This is a genomic window from Stenotrophobium rhamnosiphilum (assembly GCF_003052265.1).
GTDB lineage: Bacteria > Pseudomonadota > Gammaproteobacteria > Nevskiales > Nevskiaceae > Stenotrophobium > Stenotrophobium rhamnosiphilum.
On the sequence record NZ_QANS01000005.1, the window covers coordinates 266,202 to 279,769 of the forward strand.

General features: G+C 54.0%; 13 protein-coding genes. 7 read left to right on the forward strand and 6 right to left on the reverse strand.

The genetic code is table 11. The annotated features are described in order from the left end of the window. Positions 1–84: 84 nt before the first annotated feature. On the forward strand, positions 85–1,014 hold the full coding sequence (locus tag CJD38_RS14170) for an IS1595 family transposase (RefSeq protein WP_107941011.1): 930 nt from the start codon (positions 85–87) through the stop codon (positions 1,012–1,014). 202 nt (positions 1,015–1,216) lie between these two features. On the opposite strand, the gene CJD38_RS14175 is transcribed toward CJD38_RS14170, so the two are convergent. Together CJD38_RS14175 and CJD38_RS14180 are read right to left on the reverse strand one after the other, a co-directional pair. Next, entirely contained in the window at positions 1,217–1,960 is a 744-nt protein-coding gene (locus CJD38_RS14175) for a DUF1828 domain-containing protein (RefSeq protein ID WP_107941012.1), read from the reverse strand. Further along, positions 1,960–2,433: a hypothetical protein gene (locus CJD38_RS14180; protein ID WP_107941013.1), complete on the reverse strand. Its 474-nt coding sequence runs from the start codon at positions 2,431–2,433 to the stop codon at positions 1,960–1,962. The genes CJD38_RS14175 and CJD38_RS14180 overlap by 1 nt, the downstream gene beginning before the upstream one ends. A gap of 286 nt (positions 2,434–2,719) precedes the next feature. Between CJD38_RS14180 and CJD38_RS14185 the strand changes: the two genes are divergently transcribed. The 6 genes from CJD38_RS14185 to CJD38_RS14210 are packed head-to-tail and all read left to right on the forward strand — an operon-like array spanning position 2,720 to position 6,544. Then, entirely contained in the window at positions 2,720–3,547 is an 828-nt protein-coding gene (locus CJD38_RS14185; protein WP_107941014.1) for an ABC transporter ATP-binding protein, read from the forward strand. 8 nt (positions 3,548–3,555) lie between these two features. Beyond that, complete coding sequence (gene mlaE / locus CJD38_RS14190) at positions 3,556–4,311, forward strand: lipid asymmetry maintenance ABC transporter permease subunit MlaE (protein ID WP_240783635.1); 756 nt, start codon at positions 3,556–3,558, stop codon at positions 4,309–4,311. Positions 4,312–4,327: 16 nt separating this feature from the next. Further along, positions 4,328–4,807, forward strand: coding sequence for an outer membrane lipid asymmetry maintenance protein MlaD (gene mlaD, locus CJD38_RS14195; RefSeq protein WP_107941016.1), 480 nt, complete (start codon positions 4,328–4,330; stop codon positions 4,805–4,807). Then, positions 4,804–5,418 carry an MlaC/ttg2D family ABC transporter substrate-binding protein gene (locus CJD38_RS14200; RefSeq protein ID WP_107941017.1) on the forward strand — a complete coding sequence of 205 codons (615 nt, stop codon included), beginning with the start codon at positions 4,804–4,806 and terminating at the stop codon, positions 5,416–5,418. The genes mlaD and CJD38_RS14200 overlap by 4 nt, the downstream gene beginning before the upstream one ends. 20 nt (positions 5,419–5,438) lie before the next feature. Then, the gene (locus CJD38_RS14205; protein ID WP_206363009.1) at positions 5,439–5,693 is read left to right on the forward strand and encodes an STAS domain-containing protein; all 255 of its coding nucleotides are present in this window, start codon (positions 5,439–5,441) and stop codon (positions 5,691–5,693) included. 29 nt (positions 5,694–5,722) lie between these two features. Then, entirely contained in the window at positions 5,723–6,544 is an 822-nt protein-coding gene (locus CJD38_RS14210) for an MlaA family lipoprotein (protein WP_240783636.1), read from the forward strand. Between the two features lie 63 nt (positions 6,545–6,607). Here CJD38_RS14210 and purL read toward each other — a convergent pair whose 3' ends face one another. From purL to CJD38_RS14230, 4 genes are all read right to left on the reverse strand, one after another. Beyond that, positions 6,608–10,444, reverse strand: coding sequence for a phosphoribosylformylglycinamidine synthase (purL, locus tag CJD38_RS14215; protein ID WP_107941019.1), 3,837 nt, complete (start codon positions 10,442–10,444; stop codon positions 6,608–6,610). Between the two features lie 1,089 nt (positions 10,445–11,533). Then, the gene (locus tag CJD38_RS14220; protein WP_206363010.1) at positions 11,534–12,301 is read right to left on the reverse strand and encodes an MBL fold metallo-hydrolase; all 768 of its coding nucleotides are present in this window, start codon (positions 12,299–12,301) and stop codon (positions 11,534–11,536) included. Next, complete coding sequence (locus tag CJD38_RS14225) at positions 12,298–12,636, reverse strand: DUF1820 family protein (protein WP_107941020.1); 339 nt, start codon at positions 12,634–12,636, stop codon at positions 12,298–12,300. Before CJD38_RS14225 ends, CJD38_RS14220 begins: the two co-directional genes overlap by 4 nt. Then, positions 12,633–13,562, reverse strand: coding sequence for a polysaccharide deacetylase family protein (locus CJD38_RS14230; protein WP_107941153.1), 930 nt, complete (start codon positions 13,560–13,562; stop codon positions 12,633–12,635). The genes CJD38_RS14225 and CJD38_RS14230 overlap by 4 nt, the downstream gene beginning before the upstream one ends. Positions 13,563–13,568: the final 6 nt, after the last annotated feature.

Below are 13,568 nucleotides of genomic sequence, written 5' to 3' on the forward strand. Positions count from 1 at the left end.
TAAAACAATCTTTGCTAGCGGGATTATGCACTTGACATAGCAGACGTTCGGGAGGAAAATAACCTCACTGAATAGAGAACTGCCATGACTGATTTAACTCTCCCAATCTTCACTGACGAAACCGCAGCCCGCGAACATCTTGAGATGATCCGCTGGAACGGTAAGCCATTCTGCCCGCATTGCGGCGAGTGCGAAGCGGTCACGAAGATGCAGGGCGAGAGCCATCGCGCAGGCTTGCACCAGTGCAATTCATGCCGTGGTGCGTTCACCGTGACCAATGGCACGGTAATGGAATCTAGCCATATCCCGCTTAACAAGTGGGTTCTGGCGTTTCACCTGATGTGCGCCAGCAAGAAAGGCATAAGCGCATTGCAGATTCAGCGCATGCTCGGCCTTGGTTCTTACCGTACTGCGTGGTTCATGGTTCACCGCATCCGCGAGGCAATGCGCTCGGGTGGCATGGCTCCTCCTCTTGGCGGCAATGGCAAGGTTGTCGAAATTGACGAGACGTATATCGGCAAGAAGAAAGGCGCGAAGGTAAGGACTGGCGCAGCCCATAAGCACGCAGTGCTTACCCTTGTTGAGCGCGATGGCGAGTCCCGCTCTTTCCACGTTGAAGGCACTTCACACATTGATGTGCTGCCGATCATTCGTGCAAACATTGATCGTGAGACTCGCGTAGTGACTGACGAAGCTCCGATTTATAAGCATCTTGGAAACGTCTTTAAGAGCCATTCAACGGTTCACCACGGCAAGGGTGAATATGTGCGTGGCAATGTCCACACCAACACCGTAGAAGGCTTCTACAGCGTGTTTAAGCGCGGCATGAAGGGCGTTTACCAGCACTGCGGCGAACAGCACTTACACCGCTATGTCGCAGAGTTCGATTTCCGTTATAGCAACCGTGCAGCCTTGGGCGTCAATGATGAAGCCCGCACATTGAAAGCGATTCGGGGCGCAGAAGGCAAGCGCCTCATGCTCCAAGGTTCTCAAACGGGGAAGACCCTTAACTGAGGGTGAGGCCTCTCGTATCTTTGAATTGATACGGATGGATTGGACTGAATAAACAAAAGCCCGCATTTAGCGGGCTTTTGCTTTCTTGGGCTTCGCCTTAGAAGGCTTGAGCGGTGTTGGGGGCGTACTTAATGCTTTGCGTAGAGCTTCATCGCGGCGTTTAGATGTTTCTTCTTCGCTGAATTTGTCTTGAGTTGTCATATCAATGCGTCACAGGAGGAGCGCCAGAAAGATTATTCGTCAGCCTGGAAAATGGAAGAACTTTTACCAAGGTTGAAAGGATGTCTGATTCAGCTCTGGCACGTTCCGGATCGAAACGATCATCCATAACGACCATTATGGAAACTCTAAGCGAAGAGTTCTGAACGTCGGCAGCCTTTCTGAGAATGGCCCCTGTTTTTCCTGAGTGTGGCCGCGCGGCATCGATCAGTTCATCTGACATCCTGAAATTAAAATCATGAGAACGACCTGAATGTCCAACAGCATGGCAGTTGCGGATCAATTCTTCATTGGGTCGCCATAATTTAAGATGGCCTTCGACCTCATCGATGAAGTCTGTCATTTCAGGGCCGACGCCAAACACTTCTCTTTCAAGATCTGCTATGGCCAACATAGCCCCGATATAGCGTGAAACAAGTCCGGCTGCGCCGTTCGCTACAGCGATTCCAGTAACTTCACCGCTATGTTCTAACTTCATTCCAAAAGTGGAAATTATCTGACCCACTCCCTTCCATTTTTTTCTATCACTGACGTCCATGCCGATGCTTCTTAAATGAAAAAGAGTATCGGCATTATCAGAAATGCGAACCATGCCCCTCTCTTCAATGTAATAAAGTGAAATTGGCTCTCCGTCAGAAAAGCTTAGGGGTGTGAAAACCCTATAAACACCAGAAGATTTTTCTAGGCATTCAAATCCCATTCGGTTGAAAAGGTCTGCGCAAGACATTAAATCAATCTTCCATCAAACGGGCCGCGGTATCTTCCACCATACCCGATATTTGCAATTTTCAGAAATTCTCTGAACCAACTTTCGTGATGTTTACAATCAAGGTTCCCGATTCTAATTTCTTCAACATGTTTGCCTAAATGCAGGTGCGGGCCATAACAATCAGGTTCATCGCCGCCATTGTGGCCTCTGTGATCCGTCGGGATTACTTCCAATTGAATAGCGCGCTTTCTGGGGAAAGAAAGGATTGTGAACCCGTATTTACAGTCATCGAATTGCGGCGGGTCTCTATATGAAAGTTCAAGCATCAACCCGCGGATTGAAATTCCATTGGCGTCCACAATTGGCGTAGAAAAAATCATCTGCGCGCTTTGATTTGGGGAGGGCGTCCAAAACAGATCATCAGGCGACATAAATTTTTCGAGGGCGAGTATCTCTCTCGCCTCTGCTTCTGGCAGATCGTTTCCCGACACCGCATCCCCCGAAGCGTGGCTTGATGCGTAGACTATGCATAAAATTATCGGCTATGGCAAGTGCATAATTGCGTTTGCTAGGCTGACTTCAAGTAGCGCACCTCATCTGCTCAGCGTTTGATTACGTATAGAGACAAGCAAGTCGCGACACCAGATTAATGCGTCATTCAGGCGACCTGAGTAAGATTGCGTCTTGTAATCTTGAATTTAGGCCACAAGACGTTAGATCAGGGTTACACAAGCAAGACCCGCGACAATCCACATCCAATAAGAATGCTCGCCGTCCATGACAACTTCAGTTTCAGATGATGCCGCACTGGTACGCGTCCGCGGGCTAAAGTTTAGCCATGGGCCGCGTGTCATCTATGACGGCGTCGATATCGACATTCCACGTGGCAAAGTCACTGCTGTCATGGGACCGTCGGGCACGGGTAAGACGACTCTGCTGCGCATCATCGGCGGCCAATGGCAGCCTGCGGCTGGCACGGTCGAATTTGATGGCGTGAATGTACACACGCTGCGTCGCAAAGCGCTGTACGAGCTACGCAAGCGCATGGGCATGCTGTTTCAGAACGGCGCACTGCTGACGGATCTCAGCGTATTCGAGAACGTCGCTTTCCCGATGCGCGAGCACACTGATCTGCCAGAAAGCATGATCCGCGATCTTGTGCTGATGAAACTTGAAGCTGTGGGCCTGCGCGGCGCACGCGATCTTTTCCCATCACAACTTTCAGGCGGCATGAGCCGACGCGTGGGCCTCGCTCGCGCGATTGCGCTCGACCCTGATCTAGTGATGTTCGACGAACCGTTCACGGGTCAGGATCCCATCTCGATGGGCGTGCTGATGCGCTTAATCCGCAGCCTAAATGATGCGCTGGGCCTGACCTCAATCGTCGTCTCACACGACGTTGAAGAAGTCCTGTCGATCAGTGATTACGCCTACGTGATTGCGAGTGGCAAAGTGCTGGCCAGCGGCACACCCGATTCGATTCGTAATAGCGATTCACCCTACGTACAGCAGTTCTTGCGCGGTGAACCGGACGGCCCGGTGGCATTCCACTACAAAGCCGCTGCCTATGCAGATGACCTCATGAATAAAGGCAAGAAAGCATGAAGGGAAGCATGAGCATCATTACTGACATGTTGCAGGGCCTCGGCCGTGCACAGTTCTTCTTGTTGTCGATCATTGGCGCAATCCCCAGCGCACTGTTGCGCCCGCGCCTGCTGATACAACAGCTTTATACCGTCGGCGTGATGTCGCTGATCATCATCGTGATCTCCGGCTCTTTTGTCGGCATGGTGCTCGCGCTGCAGGGTTATCGCACGCTGGTTGATTTCGGCGCTGCTGAATCACTCGGTGTATTTGTTGCGGTTGTTATCGTGCGCGAACTTGGTCCGGTTGTGACCGCATTATTGTTTGCTGGTCGCGCAGGCTCGGCACTCGCTGCAGAAATTGGTTTGATGAAAGCCACCGATCAGCTCTCCGGCATGGAGATGATGGCGGTTGATCCGATTAAACGCGTGATCGCGCCGCGCTTTGTTGCGGGCTTGATTGCGATGCCGCTGCTCTCGATGATCTTCGCGATGATGGCCATCGGCATTGCTGGCGGCCATGCCATCGGCGTCAATCTACTCGGCGTCGATGACGGCGCTTACTGGTCACAGATTCACTCCAGTCTTCACTGGGAAGATGTCCGCGACAGTCTGGTCAAGAGCGCAGTGTTTGGCGCCGCCGTCAGTTGGATCGCAGTCTATCAGGGCTATCACGCGGCCCCGACTTCAGAAGGCGTATCGCGGGCAACTACTTCAACCGTTGTGGTGTCGTCACTTGCGATTCTCGCACTCGACTTCATTCTTACCGCATTCATGTTCCATTAAGGGCAGGCAGGTCAACATGCAATCCAGAGCTTTAGAAATTCTCGTCGGTTTTTTTGTCTGCCTCGGTGTCTCTGCCGTATTTATTCTGACGTTCAGAGTTGCAAGCCTGACCAGTGTGGAAGGCGGCAAGGGTTACACGGTAACGGCCACCTTCCAGAACATCGGTGGCCTGAAGACCGGCGGCGCAGTGAAGTTGGCGGGCGTGAAGATCGGCAGAATTAAGAGCATCACGATTGACCCGAATAGTTTTGAAGCAGTTGCCACGATGGAAATTTCGGATGTGTACAACACGATTCCGGAAGACAGCGGCGGCAAAATTCTCACCGCCGGCTTGCTCGGCGAGCAGTACGTCAGCATTGATGTCGGTGGCGCTGAAGAATCGCTTAAAGAAGGTTCAAAGTTGAAGTTCACGCAGTCAGCCTTGGTACTTGAAAACATCATTGGCCAATTTTTAACTAGCCAGGCCTCGAAAAGCCCGGAGAAGGACGCAAAATGAAAAAACTTATCCTGTTGCTTAGCGCCGCGTTGATGTCGATGACGGCACACGCTGCTGCTCCTAAAGCGCCTGATCAGGTTGCACAAGACGCGACGACGCAGCTGTTGCAGTTGCTGACCGCGAACCACGTTAAGTACAAAGCCGACAGCAAGCTGTATTACAAAACAGTGAACGACGTTGTTGTGCCGCTTTTCGACGTGCCTTATATCGGCCGTCTCGTACTGGGCCGCAACGCCAAAACCGCAACCGATGATCAGCGCACGCGCTTTCAGAACGCATTTAAAGACATGCTGATCCGCTCATACGCTAACGCGATGCTGGATAACTTCGACTCTGTAAAGGTTAGCTGGCAGCCGCTGCGTATGGCCGCAGATGCAACTGACGTCACCGTGAGCTCCACGCTGCTGCGCACTGGTAAACAGCCTGTACCGGTTGGCTTTGCAATGCGCTTGAATGGCACCGAATGGAAGATTTATGACATCACCGTTGAGAACATTTCGCTGGTGATCAACTTCCGCAGCCAGATCAATGAAGAGATCAAGAAGAACGGTCTCGACAGCGTCATTACTCGCATGGAATCGGGCGAGTATTCGGCCAAGCCGAAGTCCTAATCCTCAATATGGCGAACTCGATGACCACACTACCCACCACACTGAGCTTTTCAACGGTCTCAGCACTGCTACCGCAGGCTGACACGCTGATTGCCAGCGGTGCGCTGGACCTTTCCGGCGTCACACGGGCCGATAGTGCTGGCATCTCCCTGTTACTTGAGCTGAACCGTCGCGCGCAGGCGCGCGGCGTTCAGCTTAGAATGACAGGCGCCAATGAGCAGATTCGCAGCCTCCTGAGTTTTTTTGGGCTAGATGAGATCCTGACTCTGGCCTGAAAAAAATCGGGGTAGGTCTGGGGATGCGAATGGGGAACACCAAATTTCTGTCACGCAGTTTGATGCTGCTGATCAGTGTCATGCTTGGCGCATGCGCGCACAGTCCAATCGATGAGCCCAGCGATCCGTTGGAGCCTGTCAATCGCGCGTTTTATAGCTTCAACGAACAACTCGATAACTTCGTTGCGCGCCCCGCTGCCAAGGGTTACGTCGCAGCAGTGCCTGAAGAAGTGCGCAACGGCGTTCGCAATTTCTTCTCGAACCTCTCCTATCCCACCGTCGTTGTTAACAGCGCACTGCAAGGCAAGTTCAAACAGAGCGGCCTTGATCTGACACGCTTTGTGATGAACTCGACCTTTGGTCTGTGTGGCTTCCTTGATCCCGCGACAATGGTCGGCTTGGTCAGACACGATGAAGATTTTGGCCAGACGCTCGGCTATTGGGGCGTTGGCCCCGGCTGGTATCTGATGCTGCCGTTCTTTGGTCCAAGCAGTAACCGAGACCTGACCGGGCGCGCCATCGGCATCACCACAGATCCGCTGACCTACGTCGGCGATTCAACAATCAATCTTGCGATGACCGGAGCTAGCGCAATCAAAACGCGTGCCGATCTGCTAAGCGCAGACAGTGTGTTGGAACAACAGTTTGATCGTTACGTCTTTATCCGTAGCGCTTATCTGCAACGTCGCCAAAGCTTGGTTTACGACGGCAATCCGCCACGTGAAAGCTATGAGCTTGATGATGAAGATGATGGCGATTCAGCGCCAGCGCCCGCAGCGAAGGAAGATTCAAGCGAGTCAAAGACGTCGGATACTTCACCAATTCCACGATTCAATATCGACATTCGCTGATTCAGCAATCTGAGAAGCGAAAAGGCGTGTCGCATTTTGTGCGACACGCCTTTTTTATTGATATCAGCCGACCCACTTTCTAGCGTTCTTGAACATCTGCATCCAAGGCGTAAATTGTCCGTTCGCCTGCGGCCAGTAGCTACCGGTGACGCCAGCGATGGTACGTTCAGGATGCGGCATCATGATGGTGACGCGACCATCATCGTTGCAGATACCGGTGAGACCAGCTGGCGATCCGTTCGGATTCTGCGGATAGCTCTCAGCAACATTGCCGAAGTTGTCGACAAAGGTCAGGCCCACCTGCTGCGCATCAACCATGGCATCCAGATGCCCTTCAGCACTGAACACTGCGCGACCTTCACCGTGTGCAACGGCGATCGGCAAGCGTGAACCTTCCATGCCAGCAAGGAACAGTGATTTGCTCTCGACGACTTCTACCATCGTCCAGCGCGCTTCAAATTGCTCCGAGCGATTGCGACGGAATGCGGGCCAGTTCTGCGCGCCCGGCACGATGTCTTTCAGTGCAGCGAACATCTGACAGCCGTTACAGACACCAAGCGCGAACTTGTCTTTGTTCGCGAGGAAATTCTGGAACTCATCACGCGCACGTGCGTTGAACAGAATGGTTTTCGCCCAACCCTGCCCTGCGCCGAGTACGTCGCCGTATGAGAAGCCGCCACAAGCGACGAGACCGTTAAAGTCATTGAGCTGCACGCGGCCACTCAACACATCGGTCATGTGCACATCGACTGATTCAAAGCCTGCCGCATCAAACGCCCAAGCCATTTCGGTCTGACCGTTGACGCCCTGCTCACGCAGAATCGCAACGCGTGGACGTGATTTAAGGATGTTTGGCGCAACGTTCGGATCAAAATTCAACTGAACGTTGAGACCCGGATCGCTCGCAGCACCGACGTTAGCGAATTCTTCGCTGACGCAATCTGGTTCGTCACGCAGTGCCGCGATACGCATGCTGGTTTCAGCCCAGCGCTTGTGCAGCATTTCACGTTCAGCGGCATAAACCTGCTTGCCTGCCTGCGTGAAACGAACGCTGTCATCAGCAGCGATTGCGCCAATATCATGAATAGACAACTGTGCAGCACGCAGTTGCGCCAAAACAATTTCGACATCCGCAGCGCGAACCTGCAGAACCATGCCGAGTTCTTCGTTGAAGAGCGCAGCAATGACATCAGCGCCCAAGGTATCGAGCGCGACATCAACGCCTGCATGACCCGCAAATGCCATCTCGCAAAGCGTTGCGAACAAGCCGCCATCAGAACGATCGTGATAAGCCAACACACGGCCAGCAGCATTGAGCGATTGCACCGCATCAAACGCCGCTTTCAGTTGCTGCGCTTGATCAAGGTCTGGTGCCACATCGCCGACTTCGCCATAAACCTGCGCCAATGCAGAACCGCCTAAACGATTCTTGCCATTGCCCAGATCAATCAGGATCAAGCGCGTGTCACCTGCGTCCGTGCGTAGCTGCGGCGTCAGGCTCTTGCGCACATCCGCGACTGGCGCAAAGGCGGAAATAACGACTGACAGCGGTGACGTTTGCGTGCGCGTCTCACCGTTCTGCTGCCAGACACTTTTCATCGACAGCGAATCTTTACCCACTGGAATCGCAATACCCAACTCAGGGCACAGCTCGGCACCGACAGTGCGAACAGTATCAAACAAGCGTGCATCTTCGTCGTTCTGACCGCAGGCGGCCATCCAGTTTGCAGACAGACGTACATCAGAAAGTTTGTTGATGCTTGCAGCAGCAATATTCGTGATCGCCTCGCCTACCGCCATGCGGCCAGAAGCTGGTGCATTGAGCAGCGCGAGCAGCGGGCGTTCGCCCATGCTCATCGCTTCGCCCGTCGTTGCAGTGAATGCAGTCGCGGTAACAGCGCAATCTGCAACTGGCACCTGCCAAGGACCCACCATCTGATCACGCACAGTGAGACCACCGACAGTGCGGTCGCCGATCGTGATCAGGAAGTTCTTGGAAGCCACCGTTGGCAAACGCAGAACGCGTTCAGCAGCGTCTTCAAGTTTGATCTTGCTGGTATCAAGCGCTGGAAATTTCGACGGCGCACGCTGCGCATTGCGCTGCATGCGAGGTGGCTTGCCGAGCAACACTGGCATCGGCATGTTCACGGTCAAAGAACCATCAAGCGTGTCTTCAACAATCAGCTGCTGCTCAACGGTTGCGATGCCGACGACTGCAAACGGGCAACGCTCACGTGCGCAAGCTTGCTCCAGCACCGCGATACCTTCGGGTGCAATCGCGAGCACGTAGCGCTCTTGCGATTCATTGCACCAGATTTCCATTGGCGACAACGCTGGATCTGCACTCTGCACATCGCGCAGCTTGAAGTGACCACCGCGATCATCCGCATGCACGAGTTCCGGCAGTGCGTTGGAGATACCACCTGCACCGACGTCATGAATCGAGAGAATTGGATTCTTCTCGCCAAGCGCCCAGCAAGCATCAACGACTTCCTGACAGCGGCGCTCTAACTCAGGGTTAGCACGCTGCACCGAAGCAAAATCAAGATCGGCCGTCTGCGCGCCAGTAGCCATTGACGAACCTGCTGCACCACCCAGACCAATCAACATCGCCGGGCCGCCGAGCACTACGAGGCGCGCGCCAACGGTGACGGCCATCTTGTCGACATGCTGCGTACGGATATTGCCGTAGCCGCCTGCGATCATGATGGGCTTGTGATAACCACGGTTGCGACCATCTGGCGTCAGCATTTCCAGCGTGCGGAAATAACCATTGAGATTGGGGCGACCAAATTCGTTGTTGTATGCAGCGGCGCCAATGGGGCCGTCGAGCATGATCTGCAGTGCGCTCGCAACGCGAGGCGGTTTGCCGAGATCTTTTTCCCAAGGCTGGTTAAATTCAGGAATGCGTAGATTGGAAACCGTGAAGCCGCTAAGCCCCGCTTTCGGTTTCGCGCCGCGACCGGTTGCGGCCTCATCACGAATCTCACCGCCATTACCGGTTGCTGCGCCAGGATGCGGCGAGATACCGGTGGGGTGATTGTGCGTCTCGACCTTCATCAAAATATCGACGCGCTCATCGTGACCACGCCAGACATGATCAGGATCGCGGAAAAAGCGCGTCGCTTCATGACCTTCAATCACTGACGAGTTATCGGAATACGCCGACAGCACACCAGTAGGATTAGCCTTGTACGACTCTTTGATCATCTGGAACAGAGACAACGGCTGCACCGCGCCATCGACGGTGAACTCGGCATTGAAAATTTTGTGGCGGCAATGTTCGCTGTTGACCTGCGCGAACATCATCAACTCAGCGTCAGTCGGATTCTTAGCACTGCGCGTGTAGTGATCGGCGAGATAAGCCATCTCTTCGCCAGAGAGCGCGAGACCCCAATCTTTGTTCGCTGCTTCAAGTGCGGCTTTACCGCCAGCGAGTACATCAACGGTACGCAAGCTGCGGCGCGGCTGGGCATCGAATACATGATGCAGCTCGGATGCATCGACCAACACCGATTCCATCATCGGGTCATGTAACTCTGCCAATGCGGCGGGCGGCAGCGACTGGATGCCGCTGAACAGATAAGCACGCCCACGCTCGATACGGTTAACCCCAAGTCCGCAGACCCTAGCGATATCGGTAGCCTTGCTGCACCAAGGCGACGTTGTGCCGACGCGTGGCACGACGAAAAGCGTCAGCTCCGCTGGCGGCAACATCGCCAAACCTTCGCCCAACAACACACGCAGATCGGACTCGGTAACGCCTTCAGCGTCGACAAGGAAGAACTCGATGGCGCGAACATCCGCCAATCCAGGGGCCTGCGGACGCAGACTTTCGAGCAAACGAGCGACACGAAAAGCCGAGAGACACTCAGCGCCGGGGAGTACGGAAAGGGACATTGCGATCCTTCAGGGTCGGCGCCCGTTGGATACGGGCGAGAAACGGCCGCTATTTTCTCATTTTTTGATGCGGATTTTGGCTTTCGGGAGCAGCTTATTTTTGCTTTTTATAATGTTACTAATTATTTACTTAATTTAATTAAGATAACTAATTAAAACTATTTCTCTGAATCAAGACTCATCACTGATGGCTTTTAGCTTGGAGCGCGCTTCGCGGGCTAAGGCCTACTCTGATTGAGGCGTCGTGTTTCGCACGGCGTGCGAGTTACTTTCTTTGCTTGTGCAAAGAAAGTAACCAAAGAAAACACACCCTGCGTACGCGCTCCCACAAAAAGACGTGGGAGTTCCCTGCGCTTCTCGTCTTGGCCGGGGTGCGTGACAGGACATCCCTGTCCAGACACGCACGCTTCGGCATCCTGCCTTCGCCCGCGCTATTCGCGCGGCTATGACCGACCAAGACTGCGATGCTCGGCGCTGCCGAAGGGGCCCGACATCAAAAGCAAAGCGACTCTTGCTGTGAATGGGGAGAGAGTCTCCTCAATGGCGCTTTCTGTGCTTGAGAACAGTAAAAGTGTTGGCGGCACTTTTGATCACATTAATCGCTGCATCACGGCTCATTCGCTCGCTTGCTGATGCGATGTACAAGTGGCTTTGCTGTACCGGGTTCCCTTCGACAACGCCGAGCATCACAGCACTGATCGGTTAAATGCCGACGCTTGCGTCGGGCGAGGCAGGAGCCGAGCGTGCAGCCAGGCCATGGATGGCCTGTCATGCACCCCGATCAGTGCGAGAGTGAGCTAGGGATTTCAATGAGTGCCAGTGGCACTCATTGCCTAGCGAACGCCACGGAGTGGCCGCGGGGGAACGTCTTTTGTTCCGGCGTAGTCGCAGGGTGCCCTTTCTTTTGGTTACTTTTCTTTGGGCACGCAAAGAAAAGTAACTCGCGCTACAGCGCGAAAGACGCCATCTCAATCAGAGCAGGCAGCAGCCAAGAAGCGTGTAAAAGCTGGTGGGTTACGCCGCGCTGCGGCTAACCCACCCTACAATTCATCGCAATATTTAAACAGGAATGCGTGCGCACTGCGCACCCTACAAAATCTCTCGCCACTCCAACCCACGCGCCTGATGCGCACAAACCAACCATGACGGCGCATCATCAATTGCCTGCGCAGCCGCAGACAGCGCAAGCCCCGGCGTGTTGTTCTTCTCAGACAGATGCGTCAGCACAAGATGCTGAAGTTTCGAACGATCAATCTGCGTCAGCAATTCAGCCGCCTGCATATTCGACAAATGTCCGAATTCACCACCCACACGCTTCTGCAGCTTGGCGGTATACGGACCATTGCGCAGCATTTCAACGTCGTAGTTGAACTCCAGCATCAGCGCATCACAGCCCGATAAACATTCGCGCATGAATGGCGTCACCGAGCCCGCATCAGACACCATACCCAATCGACTACCGCCCGCGATGAAGACGAAATGCGACGGCTCGCGCGCATCGTGAGGCACAGAGAACGGCTGCACTTCAATCTCGCCAACGGTAAACGGCTCGTTCGGATTGAATCGTGTGAGTACGGGCACGTGGGGATCATCCCAACCCGCATGCGTGCCGTTGGTCATCCATACCGGAATCTTGAATTTGCGAGACAAACGCGACACACCGCCAATGTGATCGTGATGCTCGTGTGTCACCAAAATCCCTGACAGGGTTTCTGGTTCAACGCCAAAGCGGCGCAAACGTGTTTCAGCTTCGCGCAGAAAAAACCCGCAGTCGATCAGGATGCGTGTGCTGCCGTATTCAACGAGCGTGCCATTGCCGCGACTACCACTACCCAACGATGCAAATCGCAGCTTCATTTCTTCGGCTCGAAGCTGCCATACGTTGGAAACGGCGTGACCTTGCCGCTCTCGCCGCCAGCAGCATGAATGCGCGGCGTGACTTGTTTGCTATTCACTTCGTCGATGCGGATCACCGAATGAAGCGGCACATAGAAGCGCTCAACGTCAGCAAATTCTGTTTTGAGTTTCTCTTCAGATGGATCAATCACGACCGACGATTTTTCGCCGAACACGAGTTTCTCCACTTCAATAAAACCCATCATGCTGCCGTGACTGACGCTACGGGCGTAGATCTCATAGACCTGCCCTTGGTTGTTGAACTGAATGCGATAAAGACGTTGCTTGGCGCTCATGCGCTGATACTCACTGGCGCTTCAACGCAGCGACCTTGTACGGCGAGAATGCCGGAGCGGCCGGGGATGCTATCCATTTTTACTTCGTGTGCGGGCAGCGTAGCGACATCTAGCGATTTGAACATCGTTTCAGTCGAAACCAAGTCATAACCCTGAGCACGCCAGCCAGCCAACAAACGATCAAACGTTGGCATCCACTTCATGCCTTCCAGTTCTGAGTGCAGTGTGTAGACATGCCCGTGCGGCGGCGGATTCGCTGTCAGCTCAAGAATGTGTTCGTGCACATTGTCTTGCGTCAGGCCATCGACACCGATGAGTTCATCAAGCGTTGGCAATGTAGATGGCAATTGCGGCACTTCAACGCGCTCACCATTCACCACGGGAATAAACGGATGGGTGCCGCGACCATCAGAGGCGTAGCACAAACCCAGATCATGTTCGTGCAAGTACGCAGCGTTATTCATCTGCCATCCTGCCGCACCATGCGTCTTCGGCGTCGAGCCAAACACAGACTTGAACGCTTCGACTGCCTTGTTCATCTCAGCACGTGTCCACGTTGCATCAGCACCCGCAACGCCATCCTGCCAGCGCACGTGATCGTAGGTGTGGATGCCGACTTCAAAGCCCGCATCGCGAACACTGCGCATCAGCTCGGCGCATTTGCGTGCGATGTCTGGACCGGGCAACAAAGTGCCATAGAGCAGCGTTTGAATGCCGTAATGCTCGACAACCGATGTGCGTGAAACTTTCTGCAAGAACCCAGGACGGAAAACACGCTTGATCGCACGGCCAGTGTGATCAGGGCCGAGGCTCCACAAAAACGTGGCGCCCGCTTGGTGTTTTCTCAGTAGATCAACCAACGGCGGCACGCCTTCACGCGTGCCGCGGTATGTGTCGACGTCAATCTTTAAAGCTAGTTGCGGCACAGCGCG

What these genes read in the sequence shown, in the direction of transcription:
- CJD38_RS14185 (WP_107941014.1), top strand. Translation starts at nt 2,720, where the DNA reads ATGACAACTTCAGTTTCAGATGATGCCGCACTGGTACGCGTCCGCGGG.
- CJD38_RS14205 (WP_206363009.1), top strand. Translation starts at nt 5,439, where the DNA reads ATGACCACACTACCCACCACACTGAGCTTTTCAACGGTCTCAGCACTG.
- mlaE (WP_240783635.1), top strand. Translation starts at nt 3,556, where the DNA reads ATGAGCATCATTACTGACATGTTGCAGGGCCTCGGCCGTGCACAGTTC.
- CJD38_RS14225 (WP_107941020.1), bottom strand. Translation starts at nt 12,636, where the DNA reads ATGAGCGCCAAGCAACGTCTTTATCGCATTCAGTTCAACAACCAAGGG.
- mlaD (WP_107941016.1), top strand. Translation starts at nt 4,328, where the DNA reads ATGCAATCCAGAGCTTTAGAAATTCTCGTCGGTTTTTTTGTCTGCCTC.
- CJD38_RS14210 (WP_240783636.1), top strand. Translation starts at nt 5,723, where the DNA reads ATGGGGAACACCAAATTTCTGTCACGCAGTTTGATGCTGCTGATCAGT.
- CJD38_RS14200 (WP_107941017.1), top strand. Translation starts at nt 4,804, where the DNA reads ATGAAAAAACTTATCCTGTTGCTTAGCGCCGCGTTGATGTCGATGACG.
- CJD38_RS14220 (WP_206363010.1), bottom strand. Translation starts at nt 12,301, where the DNA reads ATGAAGCTGCGATTTGCATCGTTGGGTAGTGGTAGTCGCGGCAATGGC.
- purL (WP_107941019.1), bottom strand. Translation starts at nt 10,444, where the DNA reads ATGTCCCTTTCCGTACTCCCCGGCGCTGAGTGTCTCTCGGCTTTTCGT.
- CJD38_RS14175 (WP_107941012.1), bottom strand. Translation starts at nt 1,960, where the DNA reads ATGTCTTGCGCAGACCTTTTCAACCGAATGGGATTTGAATGCCTAGAA.
- CJD38_RS14170 (WP_107941011.1), top strand. Translation starts at nt 85, where the DNA reads ATGACTGATTTAACTCTCCCAATCTTCACTGACGAAACCGCAGCCCGC.